Origin of the sequence: Qipengyuania atrilutea, from assembly GCF_013370205.1 — a bacterium.
Taxonomy (GTDB): Bacteria; Pseudomonadota; Alphaproteobacteria; order Sphingomonadales; family Sphingomonadaceae; genus Actirhodobacter; species Actirhodobacter atriluteus.
This window is the reverse complement of record NZ_JABWGV010000003.1, coordinates 384813-407530: the sequence shown is the minus strand read 5'-3', so window position 1 is coordinate 407530 and position 22718 is coordinate 384813. Positions and strand designations below refer to the sequence as shown.

Genomic DNA, 22718 nt, shown 5'->3' with positions numbered 1-22718 from the left:
GGAATGGGCTTCTAATTGCAACTGATTATCAATAGAACGTCGCGGCTCAGCGTTCCGGATAGCGGAGGCGTCCGAGGAAGCGCGTCACGCTGAACCGCTCGCGCTTGTCCGATCGACCCAGTATCTTCGCCTTGGCTTTCTCGAACCGCATGACGCCGTCGATCCGGCGATCCAGGAATGCCCGGGTTTCCGCCTTGTCGATGCTTTCGTCGTCGACGAAGATGGCCAGCGTGGCCGCGTAGATGCTCGCGAGTATCGCGCGCTTGGTATAGTGATTGTAGTCGGTCGCGGTATCGCCCGCGAGCCGCCACATGACGTCCGCGCTGTTCCACCCTGTGCGCAATGCTCGCGGCGCGTTCTGCGGCAGGGCCATGATCGCGAGCGCGCGGCGCAGCGCCTCTTCGCGGCCCAGCGCCTGATCGAGCCGGAACTGCACGAGGGTCCGGATACGCTCGCGGATCTTGAGCTCGGCCAGTTTCTCCTGCGGCCATTCTCGGCACATCGCGACATCGACGCTGTCGATCCAAGCGGACACGAGGTCCATCGCGCCGCCCTTGAAGGCGAGCCGCGCCACGTCGACATCGACCCCTTCCATCTCCGCCGCCATGGTCAGCGCTTCGGCGGACCAGCCGTCGAACACTGCGGCATCGGCGATTGCCGGGCCGAGGATCACGCGCAGCTCGTCGAGCGTCGCGTCCGCCGGATCGATGTTCGGCAGCGGCTGTGTGATCGGAGCGGGCGCGCTAGCCATCAGAGCGAGGGACCGTAGCTCTTCTGCTTGCCGCCTTCGCCCTCGCGTTTGGCATCGGCATCGGCAAACGCCTGCAACACCTGCGTGCGCTGTCCCTGAAGCTGCGCGTAATCGCGCGCGGTCCGGCCCGAATTGTCAGCGAAGTCGGGGTTCGCGCCATTGTCCAGCAGGATGCGGACCATCGGCACGTCCTGCCGGTGGACCGCCGTGATGAGCGCGGTTTCGCCTGCGACATTAGTCGCATCGAGCGACGCTCCCGCCTCTGCGAGCGCCTCCACCCCTTCGACGAAGCCTAGGCTGGCTGCGATCTGCAGCGGCGTGACGCCGCGGTTGTCGGCGATGTCAGGATTGGCACCGCGTCCGGTCAGGAACTTGATCCATACGGCATCGCGCCGCTTCGTGACGACGTGAAGCGCGCTTTCGCCGCTCGTGATATCGCGTGCGTTGACAACCGTGGAGCCCGGTTCGTTCAGCGCCGCGGTAACCTTGGTGCCGTCCCGCTCGCGCACCGCTTCGAGGAACTGGTGCCCCTCGGACGTACGCTGCGCGGCAAGAGGTGTCGCCAGCGTAGCGGCAAGCAGTAGGAGAAGAGCGTTGCGGCGGAATTTCACGTCGGTCACCTGTGTTTCTTGTCTTGTCGCGAACCGGATAGCGCGCTCCGGATTCGGCCTTGCAACCATGCAATTAGCAGACCATGAACCTGCTTGTCATGTTTTCCCGCTCAGCACGTCTACGCGCGCTTCTCGCGCTTCTCGCGCCGGTGGCGCTCGCCGCCTGCGATGCCCCCGCCCCCTCGGTTTCCGAAGAGCCGCCGCTCGCGGGCGCGACCATCGGCGGACCGTTCACACTTACCGGCGAAGACGGCACCGACGTCAGCTGGAACGACTTCGACGGCCAGTACCGGATCGTCTATTTCGGCTACGCCTATTGCCCCGACATCTGCCCGACCGACGTGCAGCGCGCGATGGCAGGTCTCAAGCAGTTCGAAGACGCCAACCCGGCGCTCGGCGCGCAGGTCCAGCCGCTGTTCGTCACGATCGATCCCGAACGCGATACCGCCGAGGTGGTCGGCGAATTCACCGAGAACTTCCACCCACGCCTCATCGGGCTTACCGGTTCGGCGGAGCAGATCGCCGATGTCGCGCAGACCTTTGCCGTTGCCTATTCGCGCGGCGAGGAAGGGCAGAACGGCGGCTATCTGATGAACCATTCGGCCGTCACGTATCTCTTCGGACCGGACGGCGAGCCGCTTGCGACGCTGCCGACTGACCAGGGACCGGAAGCGGTTGCGGCCGAACTCGCGCGGTGGGTGAAGTGAGGGAGAAGTTCTGGGAGCTACCGCTCGCCGAACTGACCCGTGCCGAGTGGGAGGGGCTGTGCGACGGGTGCGGCCGCTGCTGCCTCCATAAGATCGAGGATGCGGACACGGGCGAGATCGAGGATACGAACGTCGCCTGCAAACTGCTCGATTGCGGAACCGCCCGCTGCACGAACTACCGGCACCGGCGCGCTTTCGTGCCCGATTGCCTACGCCTATCGCTCGCCAATATCGGCAAGGCGAGCTGGCTGCCCGAGCATTGCGCCTACCGCCGCCGACACGAAAACAGGCCGATTCCCCGCTGGCATCCGCTGCTGACCGGCGATCCGCAGGCCGCGGTTAAGGCCGGTGTCTCCGCTGCGGGACGCGTGGTGAGCGAGGACCGCGCTGGGCCGCTCGAACATCACATCACCGACTGGAGCAGCGCCGCGGGCAAGGACGCCGCGTGATCGAGTGGCTGCGCGGTGAGGGCGCAGAGCCGGTCATCGCGCTCGGTGACCGGACATTGCCGATCGTCCTGACGCGCAAAGCGCGGGCCAAGCGCATGATCCTGCGCTTGTCCGAAAAGGGCGACGCGGTGCAGGTTACCCTTCCCCGCTACGGCACGAAGCGTGAGGCGATCGCCTTCGCGGCCAGCCGAACCGCCTGGCTCGAAGCGCAGCTCGCCAAACGTCCGCCCCCGCGAGAGAAGCTGGCGGACGGGACATTCCTTTATTGCGGGAAGCGGGTGCAGCTGGTCTGCGATCCCAAAGCACCCCGCGCGCCCCGGCTCGAGGGGATGGAAGGTGACATGCGTGGCTCCCGCCTCGTCATCGGCGGTCCGGAAGCAAGCGTACCGAAGCGCCTTGAGACGTGGTTGAGAAGTGAAGCAACGCGCCTCATGGATGCGGACCTCGCCTTCTACTGCGCAGCCGCCGGTGTGCCCGTCCCTGCCCTCGCCCTGTCGCGGGCGCGGCGGCGTTGGGGCAGTTGCTCTTCTAGCGGGACCGTTCGCCTCAACTGGCGGCTGGTGCAGGCAAGCGATCCCGTTCGCCGGTCCGTGGTCGCGCACGAGGTCGCCCACCTCGTCCATTTCGACCATTCGCCCGCGTTCCATGCACTCCTCGGCTCGATCTACGAGGACGACCTTCCTGCCGCCGACGCATGGCTAAAACGCGAAGGCCGCAGCCTTTATCACGACTTCGATTAGTCCGCTGGGAAAGCGCGCGGGCGAGAGTCAGCTTGGCGTAAGCTGCAATCCCCTATATCCCGCTACATCATGCGCATGATTACCCGCTACAACCCGAAAGCCGGGTTCGCCGATTTCTGGAACGAGTTCCGCCGGCCCAACCCCTACCGCTGGCCGATCCTCGCGGTGTCGGGCTGTATGACCTTCAGCCTGCTGTGGATGGTCGCTCAGGAGGACGTGATCGGACCGCCGGTACCGCCCGAGGTGACCTACATCACCTCGTTCGCGGAAGGCCGCACCGATGCCGAGATCGCTGCCTCCAACACCGCCAATCAGGAAATGCAGGACGAATTGACGGCCGCCGCCGAACGCCGGGCGGAGCGGCAGAAGGACATGTACCGTGCGCTCGGCAGGGCGACTGGGATCGACGTCGACAAGATGGAGCGCGAGATCGCCGCAGAGCAAGCAGCAGAAGCAGCCGCCGCGCGGGCGCGGCGCAATGCCGCCGAAGCTGCCATCGCCGCCAGCCGCGTGAACAACGAGCGTGACGGCACTGCCGAGTAGAAACACCGCCGACACCCGCTGGCTCGACGCGGCGGCACGACTTGCCGGGCGCGCAGTACCGCGCTGTCACCCCAATCCGGGCGTCGGCTGCATCCTTGTCAAGGACAGGAAGGTCGTCGGGCGCGGATGGACTCAGCCAGGCGGCCGTCCCCACGCCGAAGCGGTCGCGCTCGCGGAAGCCGGTGCGGAGGCGAAGGGTGCAACGGCTTACGTTACCCTGGAGCCTTGCGCACACCGGTCCGAACGCGGTGCCGCCTGCGCGAACAGTCTGGTCGAGGCCGGGCTTGCCGCGGTCGTCATCGGGCAGCGCGATCCCGATCCGCGCACCGATGGTGAAGGCGCCGCGTTGCTGCGAGAAGCCGCGATCGAAGTGCGAATGCACGACCATGCGGCCTCCGGGCGAAGCCTCGCCGGCTACCTGATGCGGAAGCGCGAAGGTCGCCCGTTCGTGACGCTGAAACTCGCAACCTCGCTAGACGGCAGGATCGCCCTGCCCGACGGTAGCAGCCAATGGATTACCGGAGCAGCAGCGCGCACGCACGTCCATGCGCGCCGCGCCCGGCACGATGCGATCGTCGTCGGCGGCGGAACGTGGCGCGCCGACCGCCCGCGGCTCGACGTTCGTCTGCCCGGTCTCGAGGATCGCAGCCCGCAGCGCGTGCTTCTCTCCCGAAGCAGCGGGCCGGACGGTGTGAGGATCATAAACACGCCCGCTGCTATCGCTTCGCTCGAAGAGGTGCTGTATCTTTACGTCGAGGGCGGTGCGGAAACCGCTGCCAGCTTCCTGCGCCAAGATTTTGTCGACCGGCTCGAAATCTACCGCGCGCCGATTCTCATCGGCAATGGCCTCGCCGCGCTGGGCGATATCGGGCTTACCGGCCTCGCCGCCGCGCATGGACGCTGGACCCTAGCCCAGACCCGCACGCTTGGCAGCGACCTGTTCACTGCCTATGACCGGCTGCGTTAGGAGCGCTCGAAAAATCCATGTTCACCGGTATCGTCACTGCAATCGGACCCGTCCAGTCCATCGCTGAACGCGCAAGCGATCTGCGCATCCGGATCGGCTGTCCGTGGGACCCTACTAAGATCGACATTGGCGCATCGATCGCTTGCTCGGGCGTTTGCCTCACGGTGGTAGAGCGTGGCGGCACCGCGGGTGATGCGTGGTTCGAAGTCGACGTGTCGCAAGAAACCGTCCGCTGCACCGCCGAAAGCCGCTGGCGGGAAGGCGCACGCCTGAACCTCGAACAGGCGCTCAAAATGGGCGACGAACTCGGCGGTCATATCGTAACCGGCCACGTCGATGCGGTCGGCGAAGTGGCGGACTACAGCGATCTCGGCGGTTCGCACCGGCTGAACATCAAAGCCCCGCGTGAGCTCGCGCCCTTCATTGCGGCGAAGGGCTCGATTACGGTCGACGGCGTATCGCTGACGGTCAACGCGGTCGAGGACCATGCCGATGGCAGCGTGACCTTCACGCTCAACATTATTCCGCACACGTCCGAAGTGACGACGCTCGGCGACCTCGGCGAAGGCAGCCGCGTCAATCTCGAAATCGACATGATGGCCCGCTACCTCAAACGGATGCAGGCGCTCGCGGGCTGAGGCTTAGCCGGTTACGTCGGCCAAGGCGGCCACGAATTTCTCGATATTCCCGTCGTGCAGACCGGCTACGTTAATACGGCCGCTCGCCGCCATGTAGATGCCGTGATCCTCGCGCAGGCGCGCTACTTGATCCTTCGATACCGGCAGCATCGCGAACATGCCGTTCTGCGTGCCGAGCGGCGCGAGATCGACCGCGCCCGCAGTACCCGCCGCCGCCAGCCGGTCGCGCACCTGCCGCATCCGCTTGCGCATCGTCGTCAGCTCGTCGAGCCAGTCCCGCGTCAGCGCCTCGTCCTCGAGGATCAGGCGCACCGCCGCCGCGCCGTGATCTGGCGGCATCGACCAGTTCGCGCGCGCCAGCGAATTGGCGTTGGAAATTGTCAGCCCCAGCGTCTCGCTATCGCGCGCCATCATGTACAGCGCGCCGACACGGTCGCGGTACAGGCCGAAGTTCTTGTCGCAGCTGTAGGCGACCAGCGCTTCGGACACGGTGGCCATGACCTTGCGCACCCCGTACGCATCCTCTGCCATACCGTCGCCGAGCCCCTGGTAGGCAAGGTCGAGCACCACGAGGATCGGGCTGTCCGCGAGCGCCGCGGCGATCGCGTCCCACTCCTCTGGCGAATAGTCGATACCCGTCGGGTTATGACAGCAGCCGTGCAGCAGAACGGCCTCGTCCGCACCGGCGTTGCCGATGAGATCGAGAACCGCCTGCGCATTCGCGGTACCGTCGTCCAGCGCATGGTCGAACATTACCGCCTCGAGACCCATGTCGGCGAGGATCTGCGCATGGTTCGGCCAGCTCGGACTGCCGAGATGGACCTTGGTTACCCCGGCTTTCTGCGCGAGCCCGAGCGCGAGGCGCACAGCGCCCGTCCCCCCGGGAGTCTGCATGCCCTCGACCTTGCCCACGAACTCCGGTTCTTCGCCGAAGATATGCGGCATCAGCGCGTGGGCGAATGCGACATCGCCCTCGGGGCCGAGATAGCTCTTGCTGTCCTGCTGCTCGACCAAGCGCTTCTCCGCAGCCTTGATCGAGGAAAACACGGGCGTTGCGCCCTGCCCCGTCCGGTAAACACCGACGCCGAGGTCGATCTTGCCGCTGCGCTCGTCGGCAGCGTACATCTTGATGAGCGCGAGCAGCGCATCGGGCGATTGGGGCTTGAGGCGTTCCAGCATGGCGCCCCCAATGCCGCGCCTTATGGCTGCTCGCAAGCCTTAAGCGAGACAGCGCGGCGCAAGCAAATCTTGACGTGCGCGAATGGCAGCGCGCGTCAGGTTGCCGCAATCAGAACGGAAGCCAGCGCTGCTTCTTGGAAAACCGCATGTAGCCTGCATTCACGCCGAGCCGTAGGCCTGCGCCCATGCGGATCGGGATCATGACCACGTCGCCCTTGCGAAGATAGCTGGCGGTCAGCCCGCCGATGACATAGGCCTGCCCCTCGCCCGCCGGATAACGCTCGTAAAGTTCATCGGTATCGTAGAGATTATAGACGAGAACGAAGGTGTTCCCGGCATTCGCGCCCGCATCGAAGCCGATCGACGGACCCGTCCAGTAGACCGGCATCTGACCCTCGACCTTGTGGTACAGCGTACCCGAACCGTAGCGTGCGCCCACGATGAACGCGCCGCCCGCCTCGCGCCCGACGATGTAACCGTTGGGTTCGCCCTGCTTTGCAAGCAGGTCTTCGATCATGCGTGCAAGCCCTTCCGCGCCCTTGCCGAACACGCCTTCGGCCGCGCCGATGAGGTCGTCTTCCTTGTAGGTCGTACCGTCGTCGACGCTAGGCGTCGGGGGGATTTCCGCCCCCGGTGCCGCATCGGGATAGACCGGCGGCTGCGCCTGCTCATCCGCGACGGGCGGCAATTGCGCATCCGGAGTGCTCCATTCGGGCGCCGCACTGTCTTGCGGGGAGGAATAGGTATCGCCCGGCTCAGCGAGATCGCCGTCGATGGCGCTGTCCGGATCAATCGTCTCGATCGATTGCGCGGCGGCGGGTGCTGCCACCATTCCGATGGCCGCCAGGGCAGCGAGCGCCGAGCGGCGGACTTCACGAACATAATCGCGCATGGCGATCCCTCCAGAAAACGATGATTTGCGGGTCGGTCAACGCCCATTGAGCGGCAAGGGCAATGAAGCCGCGATGAACCGAATCGATTTCGCGGTGAAGCGCGCTCGCAAGCTTCGGATGCCTTCGCCGAGTTGGGTTAGGGCGCCTTGTGGTAACCGATTTGCGAAGCGGGAAACGAGCCCTTGCCGCATGCCGGACTGGTGGTTATAGCGCGCCTTTCGTTCGCCCATGCAGCCAAGGCGAACGTCCGTGCGGAGACGTGGGTGAGTGGCTGAAACCAGTTCCCTGCTAAGGAACCATACTCTTTAACGGGTATCGAGGGTTCGAATCCCTCCGTCTCCGCCACCCACCCCCAGCACTTTTCTCTGCTAATAGGGGTGCCTGTAACTCGCCGAGAACAGGCGGGTATTTTGGGCCAATCCGTCAAACCGGCATCATTCCAGTGGTCTCTGAGGTCGTTTCAGGCGGCGTTTGAACTGGCCGTCTCTGCGCATGCGAACATCGGTTCGGTTTCCCTGTTTAGCAGGGGAGAACAGGGAAAAATACAACCTTGAACCCCAAAACAGGCCAATATGGGCATATTTGGCAGATCCGGCCGTGATATAGTCTCGCAGTTTCAGGGGGTTGTACGAGCGGATGCGGCATTTTCCTGTTATTCGGCGGAACAGGGTATCTAATCACCCGAAACAGGGCATTTAATCGCCGATATTAGGGTATTTGATCCGCGAAACAGGGCGCGTCCGGTCTACCAAATCCAAGTATGTTGCGCTGCTCAGACCAGGCGAGCGGGATGGCGATTTTCTTGAACGCCTCGAGGTTCAGATGAAGCGGCTGTCGTCCATCGAGGATGGCGCGCTGGATGTCGGGTGCGAGGAAAGCAAGCCGAAAGATGTTGCGGTCGTATGGTGAAGAAGGAGCGACATCCAAGATCGGCAGGCCGCGCTCTGTCCGAACCATTGCGTGGGCTTTTCTTAGGGCAAAGATCAGAACCTGATCGGGCTGTGGTGGACGCGATGTCGCTGGGACGATCTTCTGCTTGCTGCCGCGCGATGCGAACCGGATCGGCAGCAGGATGGTGATTGCGTTGGCGGAGCGATCGAGGACCGCCTCGTCATTGGAAAGCCGAACCGCAATGTCGGCAACTCGCAACGCTCCTATGGTCACCTGGAGACCACGTTCGCTGAGTGATGCCGAACGGACAATTGCGAACGCATCGTCGGCTGTGGGCATCCACCGTCGCACCGCTTCTGCAATCACCCGTTCGATCTCTGGCGCCGATACGCGCTGAACCATATGAAGTTCGGAAGATTTTCGGCCTTGCTGGAGCGAGGCTGATACATAGTAGCGATACGACCGCCCCGACTTCCCGCGTGAGGTGGTGGGGCTCATGGGTTCACCTGAAGCATCGAACAGCTTGCCCGTAAGCGGAGCCTTGCTGATGCGGCGTGCGGCCTTGCTCCGATGCCGCCGCACCTGGGCATTAAGTCTCGCTTGCAGCCAGTCGAATAGCTCTTCGCTGACGATCGCATCATGTGCTCCCTCGTAAATCTCACCCTTGTGCGTGATCTGACCGAGGTAGATCCGGTTGCGAAGGAGATGGAACAGCGCCCCGCGGCTGAACGGCAGACCGCCCATCCTGCGACCCTTGGCGGTGATGTGAAGCTTTGAATGGATCTGTCGACCTTCCAGGTCGCGTTGCAGCGCATGGACCGATCCGAGTTCGAGGTATCGAGCGAAGATGTGCCGAACACGCCCTGCCTCGTCGGGGACGACCTTCAGCGTCCTCGACCCATCGGTTGGCGGATCGTATCCGAGCGGCGGGATACCACCCATCCACATGCCTTTGGCCTTGGAGGCGGCGATCTTGTCACGAATGCGCTCGCCGGTCACCTCGCGCTCGAACTGTGCGAAAGAGAGCAACACGTTGAGCATGAGCTTGCCCATCGAACCGGTCGTATTGAACGACTGGGTCACCGACACGAAGCTGCACTCGTTCCTCTCGAAAATCTCGACGATGCGTGCAAAATCAGCAAGGCTGCGGGTGAGGCGGTCGATCTTGTAGACGACCACGATGTCAACGCGTCCAGCTTCGATATCAGTGAGCAGTGCCTGCAATCCCGGCCGCTCCGCGTTGCCGCCGGAAAACCCGCCGTCGTCGTAGTGGTCGGCAAGCGCCTCCCAGCCTTCGCTCGTCTGGCTTAGGACATAGGCCTCGCAGGCCTCGCGCTGTGCGTGGAGGCTGTTGAACGACTGGTCGAGGCCTTCCTCGGAGGACTTGCGGGTGTAAATCGCGCAGCGCTTGGGTCTGGGCGTCATTGGTCGTCCCTGAGACCGAAGAACCTCGGGCCGTTCCAGCGCGAACCTGCGATGGCGGTGGCGGCAGCCGAAAGGCTCGGGAAAAGCTGGTCGTCCCAGCGAAATCCCTGCTCTTCAATAACCACGGTCACCTCGCGGCCTTTCCAGATGCGAGTGAGCCGCGCGCCCACGCCGAGATGCCTGCCTTCGGGCTGTACGGGGCCACTCCGAGCGAGAGCCCGTCGTGCATCCGCGTCGAGCCCTCCCAAAGCCTGTGCTTGCACTCTCCACGCGAGCAGCTGCCTCATGATCGGTTCGGAGCGCAGCGGTGGAGGCGTGCCGTAGCGCTCCCTCCAGAATGCACGCAGGCCGTCGAGATCGAGGACCTCGATCTGGGAGGCCAGTTGTTCGACCGCCTCGCTCATTGCGCGACCTCAATTCGGTAGCGTCGGGTTCCGTCGTTCTTCGCCGAGGTGATTGAATGGCCGCGTTTCTTCTTCAGCGCACCTGCCATGGCACCCCGGACCGAGTGTTGCTGCCATCCGGTAGCCGTGATCATTTCGGCGATACTAGCACCGCTCTTGCGCTTCAGTAGTTTCTCAAGCCCGTCGAGTTTGGTTGTGGGTTTCTGGGTCGTGACTGCCTTGGTCATTCTTGCCTCCGGTTTTGCGCGGCTACCGAAATGGCCGCCGCTACCAGGGCAAGCCCAGTTGACCGGGCGCATGCACACCAATGCTCGGTTTTGCCCGGCAGTCCAGTCGGAACTGGCGCCGCCGATTTTCCTTGGGGATAATCGGCCCGCTCGCTTGCGCTGTGTTTGCGTTCTTGTAATGTTCCTGCCATGAGCACCACCTAAGAGCTGGCACCTCGCACTGCCGACCGCGCGCTCCAGATCACCTACAGGTGCGTTGCCGAGCTTTCCCCTGATCCGCGCAACGCTCGGACACGTCCCAAGCAACAGATCGAGCAAATTGTCGCCTTGATTGAAGCGTTCGGATTTACCAACCCTATCCTCGCCGATCCAGAAGCAAATGTGATCGCTGGGCACGGTCGCCTGCGCGCAGCTAGGCAGATGGGACTCGACCAGGTCCCGGTCATTGAGCTCACCGGGCTCACCGAAGTGCAGAAAAAGGCACTCCACCTTGCCGACAACAAAATCGCATTGAATGCGGGTTGGGACACCGAGATACTAAAGGTCGAGCTTGCAGAGCTCTCACTCCCTGAACTCGATATAGATCTCAGCCTGACCGGGTTCAGTCCCGGCGAGATCGACGTCATTCTGATCGAGAGTGAGGACCCCGATGACGAGGTCATCCCCGAGGTGCCCGAAAATCTCCGCGTCCAGCCGGGCGACATCTGGCAGCTTGATGAGCACCGAGTCGCCTGCGGCGATGGCCGCGATGCCGTATTCCTGCAGCGCCTGGTTGGGGAAGGCAAGGCAATCGACTGCGCGTTCCTTGACCCGCCTTACAATGTGAAGATCAATGGGCACGCCAATACTAAGGGCCGGCACCGCGAGTTCGCGATGGCCTCAGGCGAGATGAGCGAGGATCAGTTTCGCACCTTCCTTGACGATACGCTCGGGGCCTGCGCCAAAGTCTCTCGCGAGGGGGCGGTGCACTTCGTGTGCATGGACTGGAGCCACATGGATAACGTCACGGCGTCGGCATCCAATGTTTACGACAGCCTCCTCAACATTTGCGTGTGGAACAAGAGTAATGCTGGAATGGGATCGCTATACCGCTCGAAACACGAGATGGTGTTCGTCTACCGGGTTGGCGCTGCGCCGCACACCAACTGTGTCAAGCTAGGCAAGCATAGCCGCAATCGCACCAATGTCTGGGAGTATGCTTCGGTTAATTCGATGCGCGGATCGCGGCGCGAGGATCTCGCCCTGCACCCGACGGTCAAGCCGGTCGCCATGGTGGCAGATGCGGTCTGCGATGTGACGAAGCAAGGCGGGCTAGTGCTCGACATTTTCCTTGGCTCAGGCACCAGCCTAATCGCTGTAGAGCGCGTTGGCCGCAGATTCCGCGGGCTCGATATCGATCCGGTCTACGTCGATCTGGCCATGACCCGCTGGAGCGAGATCACTGGCAAGGTGCCGCTCCTCATTCACCGCGAGGACAAAGCGGAGGCCGCCGAATGAACCGCGCGCAGAACGGTCTCGCCCCGGCGCGGACGGCGCGGATGACATGATGGAAGAAACGGTCGGTGCAGACCGCTGCGCTGGGATGGGATCAAGCAAAAGCGGGGCGATGGGAAAGCGGGGTTAACAGCTACCTTTGATCTTAGATTTGATAGAAAACTTCAAATCGAAATCACTTATTTTGGAGACGTGCCATTCAAATTAGGCGACAACGCGAATGGCAAGTCTACGCGTCATTCGGAACGCAGAAATACCAAAGCTCGTACGACATGTCTCCTGGGTGCTCCCGTCGCATCTCAAGACTTTTGAACCCCGTACGGCAGTTTTCTCTTGATGTGCGTGAGTAGCTACCTTCCGGTAATTCGCTGAGCGCTGGTTTTTGCCGATCGATAATTTGCTGTTCAACATATGATCGAGTTGGCTCCGAAACTGTGTTGGCAGGCGCTGGAACATTTTGGCAACCGGTGACCAACCAACCCGCCTCGATCGTTAGGAAGGCTATTGCTACTTTCACTGTCCTCATCAACCGATCCTTTGCTTTGCCGACCGAAGGCTCGCCTCTACTTTGAATAACTTAAAAAACGTCGATATCATCTCGCTCAATCCGTAGCTCAGGCAAATTTTGAACCCGTATAACGACTGCGGAAACCCGGTTGCTCCGATCGACCTCTTTCAACCGTCTCGACAGGAAGGTGCCACGATGAGAAAGCGCGGACGAAATTATCAACCCAAGATCCTGCAAAATGGGACCTGTGCAATGTAGGTCAAAGACAAAGTGTAAATTTTGCGCACGAGCCCCCGAACTGAATTCTATCGTGACCAGTTCCTCGATTGCAGCTTCAATCAAGGTCTGCGTGATGGCTTGGGCATAGGAAAATACGTCATCCGCCGGAAGTGGCCCATAGCTTTGCATCTGTGCTTCAACTGTCATCTGAATGGGACTGGGCATCATCCAAGTGTTATAGCTATGAATGATCTTCCGCAACATGCGCGCCGAAGCGGGTGCCTATCACCGCTTCGAGCAAGACAGCTTGCAATTGAATTGGCAAAAGTGTCCGAACGGCTTTGACGCCTTATCCATAGGGTAGCTTTTCCGCACCACTCCGGGTGTTACAACCCCGTGTTACTGCCCGCGCCCAAAGTCGATCCGCAGGTGAGTTGGATGCCAAAGGTCGGCTTTCATCGGTCCGCTCACCCGAACCGGACAATCCGTTTCCGGCCCAGTTTTTGTTGGTCATGTAAGCGCCCTCATATCGGTCATTCGCGGCTTCCGCATTCCTGCTTAGAAGCGGCCAGTCCGCTTCTGACTTCTTGCGCTGAGCTCATTCGCCCTCTTGAGAGAGGCGCGGAGCGAGGATCTCTAGGACGAAATCTCCGTCGAAGTCGTCCGTGTTGCCCAGCGCGGCGACGGCGGCACCCGATTGAGGATCGAAGGCAACGAACGCTCCGTATCCGCCGGTCCCGCCTCCGTGCGAGACGATCCAGCGACCGTTCCTCTCTCGCATTTGCCAAAGCATGCCGATCTTCCACACGCCTTTACCGATGTCACGTTGAGGCAGCTGCGCCGCGCGCATCGACCGTTCCAGATCGCTCCGCGCAGGTCCGATATGCGCATCGAGATAAGTGAGCAGGTCGCCGACCGTTGAGTTCAACCCGCCAGCGCCCGCGAGACCATCCACATCCCAATGGGGGACCGGCTCGCCGTTTTTCGCGTGGCCCACAGACATTCCGCGTTCGGGCCGCTCAAATGAGGTGTCACGCAGTTTCAAGGGCTGTAGGATCCGCTTCCTCACCAGCGTCTTGTAGTCCTTGGCGCCAGCGGCGCGCACTAGGGCCAGGCCGAGAAGGCCCGCGCCGTAGTTCGAGTAGCGTTGCGTGCCGATATCATGCGCCAGTTCATGGGTCGCCAGAAACTGAAGTATGTCTTCCGGCTGATACGAGGCGTAGGGGTTCTGCGGATCGGGTGCGGTCCATTCACCCGGCATTCGAGGAAGACCCGAGCGGTGCGTCGCAAGGTCAAGCAGGGTTATCTCCTTGCCTCCACGAGTAGGCACGCGGGTGCCGGCCGGAAGGTGTTTCGCGACCGGATCCTCGGGTGCGACCTCGCCGCGCCTGATCGCCTCGGCCAGCAGGACACCCGTGAAGGTCTTGGTTATTGAGCCGATCTCGAAGACATGCTCGGGCGCAACTGGGCCGATCTTGTCGCCTGCAGTACCCGCGGTCAGCACCCGACGCGAACCGTCAGGCCGTAGAATGCCGAGCGCCACCCCCTTGGTGCGGCCCGAACTCACGGCTTCATCGAGCAGCACCTGGATTTCGGCGTCCGAGGGAATTTGCATCTGCGCCATAACCGGCGAAGACAGGAGAAGGCATGCCGCTGCTGCGGCAGAAGCAATTCTGCGAAACATCATTCGATTTCCTCTGAGAAGCCGGGTTCGCTCCCGGCGAGCAGGTTCAGCTCGGCTGATTTACCCCGTTCGCTCCCGATGGCGGGCGATCGCCGCCAGCAGGAGGATCACGGCGGCGGCGAACCAAGACAGCATCGCAGTGGCCCAACTCCGCAAGCTAGGCAAATCGCGCCATACCGAGACGGTCTGCCCATCAGCACGCATCCATTCATCACTTAGGCTGGACACACCGGCCGTAAATGCAAGGTTGTATCCCAGCGAACCGTTGGCTGCGAGGTCCTGCCACCGCATGAGCGACTGCCCGACCGCGCCGCCCGGTGACGCCGCAAAGACGATCGCCAGCAACATCGCGCCGCCGAAAAGCACGACGCCGAGTATCCGGAGCGGATGCCGCAGCCCGAGCAATGCCGCACTTGCCAGAAGATAGACGATCAAAGCGGAGAAGACCGGCACGAACCAAAGCCAGAGGGGCGGGCTCCATCTGCGCAACTCGAGTTGCGTAAACGATGTGCTGGCATCGCCCACCAAGCGCTGTTCGGTCTCGCCCATCGAGCCGCCGCTTCCCAATGCAAGTGCTGCAATCCAAGCGAATACAAGCAGAACGAGCACGAGCAGCCAGAATGCGCCCGCTACCACCTTTGTCGCCGCCACCCTTTGACGACTAACTGGCATGAACCAGACGAACGCATCGGCGAACGCCGGCTCTGCTCGCCAGATGGCGAAGGGCAGAAGCAGCGCGAGCGGCAGGGTGGCCAGCAGAAGCTCGGGATCGGCATTAAGTCCGACTCCCCCGCGGATCGCTTCGAAGAGGCCGATGGCCGTCAGGACCAGGAGAATGACGATTAGCGCCAGCGCCTCACGCCGAAGGCTTCGGCCGATAATCCTGATCTGCTCAACAAGCTGGCGGCCAAGGCTCGCGGGATGATCCTTAACTGGGCTCATGACTTCGGCTCCGACTGAAGGCGGGCAACCACTGCCTCGGATAAATCGAGCCTTCCGGCGTGGCGAATAGCAGCACCCGATTTCGTGATGAGCGGCTGAATCGAAGCGAGTTGGCCCGTCACCAGGAGGGTGGGCGAGCGGCCAATCGCATGGTCTTGCCGCAGGACCGCAGTCTGAAGCTCGGATGGTGCGGACCAGCCAGATGGCGCATCCAGTTCCAGCCGGTGAAGTTCGCCGAGCATGCGCTCGACCGGCCCTTGATGAAGCATGGCACCGGAGCGCAGGATGGCGACGTGGTCGGCCAGTTGCGCCACTTCGGAAACCAGGTGGGTTGAAACCACTGCGGTGCAGCCGGTATCGGCTGTGTGCTCTGTGAAGAGGCGCAGCGTGCGATCACGGACTAGCGGATCAAGCCCGTCCGTCGGCTCATCAAGGAGGAGCAGCTGTGGTCGGTGCGCCAGTGCGGTAACGATTTGCACGCAGCGCCTCTGGCCCTTCGACAACGCCTTCATCCGCCGGTCCATGCGGACGGCGAGGATCTGCGCGAGCTCGAGCGCATATTGGGGATCCCACGAGGGGTAGTAGCTGGCGACGTGGGCCAGCATCTCGCCGACGCGCAGCCAGCCATAGCCCCAATCGGTCGTTTCAGAAACGAACCCGACCTGGGCCCGGACCGCCGCACCGTTGCATGCCGGGTCCAGGCCCAAGACCTCGCAAGCGCCCGTCGTGCGCCGCTCAAGGTTGATTAGAATGCGCAGTAAAGTGGTCTTGCCGGCACCGTTTGTTCCCGCCAGCAAGCACACCGCGCCTTCGGGTACTGAGAAGTCGACATCTGTCAGCGCGCGGTCGTGTCCATAGCGCTTCGTAAGTGCAGAAGTTTCGATCGCGCTGTCCATCTCAGGCTTCCTTCGCCTGCTTTACCAGAGCCTTGGAGGCGGGTTGAGTGGCCTCGATGATCCCGGCGGCGAACTCGTCGGGAGAGATGCCGTTGCGCTGCGCCTCGATCAGGGCCCGGGCTACGACGTCGGCGAGGATGCGCTTACGCTCCTCGGGCAGCTTCAGTTGCGCCGAGACGAACGTCCCATGGCCGCGGCGCACGTAAACGACACCTGCACGCTCGAGCTCGCGATAGGCCTGAACGATCGTGTTGGGGTTCAGCCGCAAATCAGCTGCAAGCTGGCGCACGGATGGCAATGGCATGTCGGACTCAAGCTCCCCCAGAACAATCAGCCGTCGCACTTCATCCATGAGCTGCACGTAGATCGGTCGAGGCTGCGATGGATCAATCGTTAGATGCACTGAATTTCCCGAATTGTATCGGTGAACTAGTACACTAGGATTATTGCGTCAAGGGTTGCTTTTCTATGCCTTAGCAAATCTGGCGCCGAGCGGCTGCAGTAGCCCCGACCACTGGTCCACTCTCTGCGAGATATAGCTTTTTAACGGGGCCAAAGCCGCTTCGCCTGTGGATGACATGTCGAATGGCAGGTTCCTGCCCTCAGATGATTAAGAGCGGATTGCTCGCAATCGGCCCACATGCTGCCATTCGTCTTCGCCTATCCCGCGCCGCCAGCGGACGCGTTCCTTGAGTATGGCAATGGCCAGCAATACCGTCATCGGTGCGCCCGAGAGCTGTACGATGGCGGATGAAGAAGGGGTTGCATCCTGCAAGCCCACAAACAGCAGGGCAAAACCGCCTCCGCTGACAGAGGTGGTCACGAGCGCAACGCGCCACCAGTCTTTCCCCGGCCACTTGAGCCACGGAAACAAAGCGGCAACTAGGATCAGCGTGCGCATCGCAGCATAAAACAGCGGCGGGATCGCCATGTCTGTCACGACGATACGGCTGACGATAACGTTGCCCGCCCAGATCACGCATAGGAGTACAAGCAGGGCGACATCGCGAACGGGCATTTTTGGCGATTAGCATTCCGAATATCGCGGGTCAGGTAGGAATGCTGAATCATTCAGGGAAAGATGCCGAAGAGTGCCTCTCAGCCAGCAGGTTCAAGCTGCTGCGGTAAATCGCTGACGCATCCATGCGCCACGTCTGCTTACGCTGCGCTTCTGCTTGGGACCGGTCAGTCCGCTACCGGCCCATAAGCAGCTAGGCCGCTATCAGCGTAAGCTGCCGGTCAGCTTTGCGCCCCAATTCGGCCATTCGTTAAACTCTGCGCTGTCCCCAAAAGCGGACTTAAGTGAAGCCGTCTCAACCGCCCCCTTGATGCGGTGCGAACAAGGGAAAGTATCGGCCTTGACGGATGGCAAAGCTGTTGTCCGACAACTAGAGGGTTCGTGGTGACCCACGGTCCTTCTAGCTAGCGCAGCAGGTCTGGCAGGTCGTAGAGCAGCCTGATCGCGTCGGTCCATCCGACCTCGGAGAAGAGCTGCAGGATCTCGACCAGCATCGCTCTTCGCGCGGCGTCATCGAAGATGCCACGATGATCTGCGATGTACCGCTTCACCACCTTTACGACGGCGGTGCTGCCAAGGCTCTCGAACTGGTACCCCTCCTCCGCGCCGATTCCGGTCAGGATCGCGTGGACCGCCTCAAACACGACGACCGGGTCACCCGGGATCAGGCGCTCGTATAGCTCGATAAGGTGATGGAGGGTGGCGGGTTCCCGCGACTGCTGGAGAAGCGCGAGGATTTCGGCGTAGTCCGCCAGGAAGCGCGCCTTCGCCGCGCTGTTATTGAGGCCCGGTCCCTCCTCCATGTCGTCAGCCCGCGCGCCAGCACCGAAGTAGAGTTGGTTCATGGCGTGGTGGACGACGTGCTCCGCAGCGCTGTAGCGCTTACCGGCCGCTTTCTTCTCCTCGTCCGTGGCATCCGACATGAGCGTGGCGTAATTGGTGGCCGACGACGCCAGCGCCGGGCGCAAGATGGTCGCGAGCCCCTCCTGAGCCCGGTCGCACATGTCCCTGTTGCCCTGCTCGGCGTCGGCGGCATACCGGCTGAAGAACGTGCCACGCAGGCATGAGGTGTAGGCGTTGAGCGCGTCCTGGAACTGCTCCGGGTCGGCTGACCACTCCTCTAGCCATGCGCGCGCGAGCGGCCTGCCCTGGCCCGCGTCGAGCTGCGCGGCCCAGCCCCCGAGGCACTCCTGCAAGCGGTCCCGGGCGCCCTCCTTTGGGGCGAACTCGTCCAACCGACCCTTGGCCGTCGTCAGGATCGCCTCGCAGCGCTCGGGTTCGGCATGGCTGAACCGTCGGAGCGACCGGTTGAGATAGGCGATCAGCACCTCATCGTCGGCTTCGCCGGCGGCTATCCTCGCGCCCATCTCCCACATGCGGTCGGGCGCCGTCTTGCAGATGACCTGCAGGTTCTGCGCCGCCTGCAGTCGCACGGCGGGCTCGACATCCTCCAGGATCGCCTCGATCTGATCTACGATCTCCGGTCGTTCCTCGGCGAACCTCGGCGCCAGAGAGACCCATGCGTCCGCTGCATATACTCTCACAGACAAGTTACCCCAGCTGATGCTCATTCCTCTTTTCCGCTCGGTTCGGGATACTTGCTGGCCGACAACCTGCCGAGCAGCGCGAACATCGTGTCCAAGTCCGGCAGCCCATCCGCGCCCGGATTGTAATTGGGGCTGGACGCGACGCGCTCGACCGCGTTGGCGATGTGACCCCAGGCGGATCGATCGACCTGCTCGTGCAGGCCGGGGGTGGCATCCATCGTTGCCGTCAGGGCCACGGCGTCCGACCAGAGCGCCGCCAGCACCGACGCTTCGCTTCCACTAGGGGTGGCCTTGTACTTGGCGTCCAGCGCATTCGACGCGTCCAGGATGGTCTTAATGGGGCCGGCGTCCAAATCCACGCCGTCCCGGCGCAACTGCTCAAGCGCCCAATCGTCGTGGCCGCCCCACGAGCTGTAGAAGTTGCGTACCGGCCGGTTCTCCTCGAGCTCTCCGTCCTTCTCCATCTGCCGGCGAAGCTCGCGTGTGGCGTCGAGTGAAAGCATTTCCTCGGGGATCAGCGCCAGCAACCGGCCAAGGATGTGTCGCCACCGCTTTTGCTGCTTTTCGTCCGGACGAAGCGTGTCATCCAGCGCCATCTTCTCGAAACGCTCCCGTTGCTCCGGCGTCCGCGCAGGCCATGCGGCGGCGATGAAGCGAACGGCGTCGCGGAGTGTGTCGCCGTTCTCGATGAGGTCCGGCTTGGCCATCACGGGCCAGACCAGATCTCCTACCTCGGCGACGCGTTCGCTCGCAACGCCGAGGATCCTGTTCCAGACCGAAGCAGTCGCATAGTCGCGTGACGCCGCCGCGACGGTCGCCGAGAACGCGTCGACGTCGCAGTCGCGCAGGAACTTCACGAAGTTCGCCAAGACGTCGTCCTCGCGCCCCGGCGTGTCCTCATCCTTCTCGTCCCAAGCGTTGAACTCAACGTCAACCCCGCGGAACTCGACCTTCGCGGTCCCAAGATCGACAATTTCGGGGTCGTCCGGCTCGGCGTATCCTTGCGTCCTGGCATTGCCGACGCCGGCGTCGATCACAGCTCGCGTTCCATGCTCCGGTGAGATCGCGAGGAACTTCCCGACCGACTTCCCCAGATACCATCGGGAGTGCTCGTAATCCTGCCGCCGGTTCGAGGAGAGCGGCATGATGCGGCTGCGGTGACCGCCGAACGCGGACGTGGCGGTGTCCGTGATCGTCTGGGCGTAGAGGCACCTGTACACTTCGGCCGCGAAGGCAGGGTCCGCCTCGGCGATCGGCAGGATCTGCTCGGTGAGCCAGTGCGCCTCGCGATCGGCGTGCAGCGAGAAGTGCGGCTCCCGCAGGATCCTGTCGAGGAGCGCCCGTGAAGACGCGACGTCGGCCGCGAAGCTCCTTCCGACGAATCTGATAGCGCTGCCGCCCGCGGTCTGAAGCGGCGGCGATTTCGACCACGCGAATTCGAGCATGGTGCGCGCGGCGCGTCCGAAGATGCCGAGCAGCGTACCCTCGGAGAGGTCGGCATGATCGAACAGCGTGTGCATCAGGACGCGGGCCGCATCTATTACCGGAAGACTCTTGGTGCTCGTCAGCTTCCCTGCGAGGGTCGCCCAGGCGATCGCGCGTTCCAGAGTCACTGTGCGCGATGCGTCGATCTCCATTGCCACGAACCGGCTGAGGCGGTTCAGGAGGCTAATGAGCGCCTCGTCCTCGGGGTTGTCGGCCACACGGTCGAACAGGCCTGTCAGGTCACCCACCTCGCTCACGTTCTCAGCGAGGATGCGCAGGGCCACATTGCCGAGCACAGGGTCTACCTTCTTCGCGGAGAAGATGCCGTACACGAACTTCCAGCTCTGCGGGCGACCCAGCGTGTCGTTGCGCCATATGCGCTCGACCGCGAACCGAAGCGCCGGGGCGAGAAGGAGTGCGGCCGACGTGTCACCCTCGAGCTGAGCGATCAAACGGTTGGGGTCGTGCCAAGCGAGATGATACCTGCCAGCGATGTGATCGAAGAGCACGTGGTGAGCGAAGCTCACGAGGTCCCCGGCCGTTGCCAATACGCCGGCATGTATGACCTTGTCGAGGTCGCCATGCTTCACGTCCACCTTGCGGACCGCAAGCCGGCTGCTGGCCGTCATCGTCGACACCGTTTCAGCCGCTGCCTGGGTCATGCCCGTGGTTGGCATGCGGAGGTCCTCGTAGGTGTCGATCAGGCCGGACTGCGTCCCGATGGCGGAGAAGCCGGCGGGATCGGTGCCATCCGCGAGTAGCTCTGCCGCGAGCGACAGATTGAACACGTTGCGCAGCAGTTCGGCGAGGTCTGGTGAGGCTGAGGAGAGGAGCCCCGCGATCTCGGCGGAGGCAGCCCCTGCCGCGGCGAGGTCCCCGTCTGCGAGCTGCGGTATGGAGAAATGGCGGATCGTGCCCAGGGTGGTGTCCGAGTGCGCGGCATCGGCGGGCGCACCGGCAAAGGCGGTGCGATACCGACGGCCGTTGCGCAGGTCGAAGGTGCGCATGGACGCTATCACGGTCCAATCCTCTGCGAGTTCCGCTCTCGCCCTCTCGATCAATGTCGCGAACACGGCCTCCGAGGGGCCTCCCCGCGCTGCGTCGAGCGCATCGATGATCAGGTATCTCGGCTGAATCCCGGGCACGGCTGCCAGAACCTCGACGAGATCGTGCTCCAGGCGCAGCTCGGAGGTCAGGTCGGCGGCGATGGCGACGCCGGGGAAACGATCGACCGATAGGAAGACCACGAAAGCGCCACTGGCCACCAGGGAGTTCGCCGCGTGGACGAGGGCTCCAGTCTTGCCGGCTCCCGGTTCACCCACCACCAGCAGTGAACCGGACGCCATCGCCGCCGTCAGCGGTGCATTGCTTTCGCGGGTGATCGTTATGCCTCTCGCGACCGGTAGCTCGCCATGGATGCCGAGCCGGGCGAGTTCCATCTTGGTAGCGTCACGGAGCCGGGCGACGTCCGCTTCGTACCGGGGAGCTACGGTGTCGTCGTGCCCTCGCAACCGAAGCGCACGGAGGAGGCCATCCCGGTCAGCCGGGGCGCCGTTGCCGATGAGGTCGCGCATGATCCCGCGCAGGTCGCGCAGTGGATCGTCGCCTGCGGCATCGCTTCCGTAGAGGTGGCGGCCAAGCAGCCTAGAGGCCTCGCGCCAGTCGGCGTCACCTTCATCCATCGAGAAGCGAGCGATGTGGAAGCTACGCGCCATGTCCGTGAGGTCGGCGTCCGTAGGCGGCGAGCCTTTCAGGGTGGTCCAAGCCGTGGTCACGATCGTTCCGAGCGCGTCTAGCGCTGTGCGCTGCGCGACGTTGCGCTGGGCCTTGGTGACGGTCCAGTCACCGCCCAGATCGAACGCCCGACAGGCGGCCGCGAGGTCGTCGAGGGTTCGTGCAGCGTCGGACCGGACCGCCAGTACCGCGGCGTTGCGGGTAGTGTCCGGCGCGCCACCGGATGTCTTCGCCTCCGACATCCAGCCAGCGAGCTGACCGCCGGTCTTGGTCAGCGGCGCCTTCTCGCCGGTGGCAAGCGTGGCCGAGGTCTTGCTCTGGATGTGCAGCGCGCCACCGTCGGACTGCGTGACCTCGATGTCGTCGAGGCCCGTGCCGGTCTCCAGCCTGATGGCGACTGGTAGTGCGACGTTGTTGATGCCGAAGCGGCCGCCCACGGGTAACCGCGCGAGGATGTGGACCGCGAACCAGGTCGCCACCGCAGCCTGGAACGCCATGCCGGCTTCGGTCGCCCGACCGCCTGCCCGCATCCGCTTTTTCTTCAGAACTGTTGGAGGTGTAGTGGCCATACCGATACTGTGCCCAAATTCACGCGCTGTTCCAATGTATTCGCCTGGCGATACGCCGATCGACCGCCGGCGCGCTGCTTGGCGCAGCCGAAGCCCAGGGGTGGAAGCTGATCGTCCTTGTCGCGGCCGCCCGGGGGGGGGTGGCTAGGCCACGGCGCCCGATCCTTTGCGTCAGACAAACCAGTCGAACAGCATCG

The 22718-nt window shown here is 63.1% G+C and carries 22 protein-coding genes and 1 tRNA gene; 8 read left to right on the top strand and 15 right to left on the bottom strand.

Annotation, left to right across the window (positions count from 1 at the left end):
• Positions 1–46: 46 nt before the first annotated feature.
• Positions 47–751, bottom strand: coding sequence for a COQ9 family protein (locus HUV48_RS10015; RefSeq protein WP_176267638.1), 705 nt, complete (start codon positions 749–751; stop codon positions 47–49).
• A complete protein-coding gene (locus HUV48_RS10010; protein ID WP_318656082.1) occupies positions 751–1371 on the bottom strand; it encodes an ankyrin repeat domain-containing protein in 621 nt (206 codons plus the stop codon). Before HUV48_RS10010 ends, HUV48_RS10015 begins: the two co-directional genes overlap by 1 nt.
• A gap of 74 nt (positions 1372–1445) precedes the next feature.
• Between HUV48_RS10010 and HUV48_RS10005 the strand changes: the two genes are divergently transcribed.
• The 6 genes from HUV48_RS10005 to HUV48_RS09980 all read left to right on the top strand — a co-directional run bounded on the left by HUV48_RS10005 (position 1446) and on the right by HUV48_RS09980 (position 5406).
• Positions 1446–2069, top strand: a complete 624-nt coding sequence (locus HUV48_RS10005) for an SCO family protein (protein ID WP_176267636.1) — start codon at positions 1446–1448, stop codon at positions 2067–2069.
• On the top strand, positions 2057–2518 hold the full coding sequence (locus HUV48_RS10000; protein WP_176267635.1) for a YcgN family cysteine cluster protein: 462 nt from the start codon (positions 2057–2059) through the stop codon (positions 2516–2518). Before HUV48_RS10005 ends, HUV48_RS10000 begins: the two co-directional genes overlap by 13 nt.
• Positions 2515–3258: a M48 family metallopeptidase gene (locus HUV48_RS09995; RefSeq protein ID WP_176267634.1), complete on the top strand. Its 744-nt coding sequence runs from the start codon at positions 2515–2517 to the stop codon at positions 3256–3258. Before HUV48_RS10000 ends, HUV48_RS09995 begins: the two co-directional genes overlap by 4 nt.
• A 69-nt stretch (positions 3259–3327) precedes the next feature.
• Entirely contained in the window at positions 3328–3801 is a 474-nt protein-coding gene (locus tag HUV48_RS09990; protein ID WP_176267633.1) for a hypothetical protein, read from the top strand.
• On the top strand, positions 3791–4768 hold the full coding sequence (ribD, locus tag HUV48_RS09985; RefSeq protein WP_176267841.1) for a bifunctional diaminohydroxyphosphoribosylaminopyrimidine deaminase/5-amino-6-(5-phosphoribosylamino)uracil reductase RibD: 978 nt from the start codon (positions 3791–3793) through the stop codon (positions 4766–4768). The genes HUV48_RS09990 and ribD overlap by 11 nt, the downstream gene beginning before the upstream one ends.
• Positions 4769–4785: 17 nt before the next feature.
• Complete coding sequence (locus tag HUV48_RS09980) at positions 4786–5406, top strand: riboflavin synthase (RefSeq protein WP_176267632.1); 621 nt, start codon at positions 4786–4788, stop codon at positions 5404–5406.
• A gap of 3 nt (positions 5407–5409) precedes the next feature.
• On the opposite strand, the gene HUV48_RS09975 is transcribed toward HUV48_RS09980, so the two are convergent.
• Together HUV48_RS09975 and HUV48_RS09970 are read right to left on the bottom strand one after the other, a co-directional pair.
• A complete protein-coding gene (locus HUV48_RS09975; protein ID WP_176267631.1) occupies positions 5410–6585 on the bottom strand; it encodes an amino acid aminotransferase in 1176 nt (391 codons plus the stop codon).
• A 109-nt stretch (positions 6586–6694) separates the two neighbouring features.
• Entirely contained in the window at positions 6695–7477 is a 783-nt protein-coding gene (locus HUV48_RS09970) for a DUF1134 domain-containing protein (protein WP_176267630.1), read from the bottom strand.
• 254 nt (positions 7478–7731) lie between these two features.
• On the opposite strand from HUV48_RS09970, the gene HUV48_RS09965 reads away from it, so the two are divergent.
• Positions 7732–7823, top strand: a tRNA-Ser gene (locus HUV48_RS09965).
• 363 nt (positions 7824–8186) lie between these two features.
• Here HUV48_RS09965 and HUV48_RS09960 read toward each other — a convergent pair.
• Genes HUV48_RS09960 through HUV48_RS09950 form a run of 3 tightly spaced genes read right to left on the bottom strand, consistent with a single transcriptional unit; the run spans position 8187 to position 10425 of the window.
• Entirely contained in the window at positions 8187–9794 is a 1608-nt protein-coding gene (locus HUV48_RS09960; RefSeq protein ID WP_176267629.1) for a recombinase family protein, read from the bottom strand.
• Entirely contained in the window at positions 9791–10198 is a 408-nt protein-coding gene (locus HUV48_RS09955) for a DUF2924 domain-containing protein (RefSeq protein WP_176267628.1), read from the bottom strand. Before HUV48_RS09955 ends, HUV48_RS09960 begins: the two co-directional genes overlap by 4 nt.
• Positions 10195–10425, bottom strand: coding sequence for a DUF3489 domain-containing protein (locus HUV48_RS09950; RefSeq protein WP_217906769.1), 231 nt, complete (start codon positions 10423–10425; stop codon positions 10195–10197). The genes HUV48_RS09955 and HUV48_RS09950 overlap by 4 nt, the downstream gene beginning before the upstream one ends.
• A 207-nt stretch (positions 10426–10632) precedes the next feature.
• Here HUV48_RS09950 and HUV48_RS09945 point away from each other — a divergent pair, with 207 nt between their 5' ends.
• Positions 10633–11922 (top strand): site-specific DNA-methyltransferase, encoded by a 1290-nt coding sequence (locus HUV48_RS09945; RefSeq protein ID WP_176267839.1) that lies wholly within the window; start codon positions 10633–10635, stop codon positions 11920–11922.
• Between the two features lie 574 nt (positions 11923–12496).
• Here HUV48_RS09945 and HUV48_RS09940 read toward each other — a convergent pair.
• The 8 genes from HUV48_RS09940 to HUV48_RS14240 form a co-directional block, all read right to left on the bottom strand.
• Complete coding sequence (locus HUV48_RS09940; protein ID WP_176267627.1) at positions 12497–12853, bottom strand: hypothetical protein; 357 nt, start codon at positions 12851–12853, stop codon at positions 12497–12499.
• Between the two features lie 391 nt (positions 12854–13244).
• A complete protein-coding gene (locus tag HUV48_RS09935) occupies positions 13245–14333 on the bottom strand; it encodes a serine hydrolase domain-containing protein (protein ID WP_176267626.1) in 1089 nt (362 codons plus the stop codon).
• A 57-nt stretch (positions 14334–14390) separates the two neighbouring features.
• Positions 14391–15272, bottom strand: coding sequence for a hypothetical protein (locus HUV48_RS09930; RefSeq protein ID WP_176267625.1), 882 nt, complete (start codon positions 15270–15272; stop codon positions 14391–14393).
• The gene (locus HUV48_RS09925) at positions 15269–16168 is read right to left on the bottom strand and encodes an ABC transporter ATP-binding protein (protein WP_176267624.1); all 900 of its coding nucleotides are present in this window, start codon (positions 16166–16168) and stop codon (positions 15269–15271) included. The genes HUV48_RS09930 and HUV48_RS09925 overlap by 4 nt, the downstream gene beginning before the upstream one ends.
• A 1-nt stretch (position 16169) precedes the next feature.
• On the bottom strand, positions 16170–16520 hold the full coding sequence (locus HUV48_RS09920) for a GntR family transcriptional regulator (RefSeq protein ID WP_176267623.1): 351 nt from the start codon (positions 16518–16520) through the stop codon (positions 16170–16172).
• Between the two features lie 258 nt (positions 16521–16778).
• The gene (locus HUV48_RS09915) at positions 16779–17186 is read right to left on the bottom strand and encodes a DMT family transporter (protein WP_176267622.1); all 408 of its coding nucleotides are present in this window, start codon (positions 17184–17186) and stop codon (positions 16779–16781) included.
• Between the two features lie 404 nt (positions 17187–17590).
• On the bottom strand, positions 17591–18757 hold the full coding sequence (locus HUV48_RS14245; protein WP_217906768.1) for a sister chromatid cohesion protein PDS5: 1167 nt from the start codon (positions 18755–18757) through the stop codon (positions 17591–17593).
• The gene (locus tag HUV48_RS14240) at positions 18754–22521 is read right to left on the bottom strand and encodes a P-loop NTPase family protein (protein ID WP_217906767.1); all 3768 of its coding nucleotides are present in this window, start codon (positions 22519–22521) and stop codon (positions 18754–18756) included. Before HUV48_RS14240 ends, HUV48_RS14245 begins: the two co-directional genes overlap by 4 nt.
• Positions 22522–22718 lie beyond the last annotated feature (197 nt).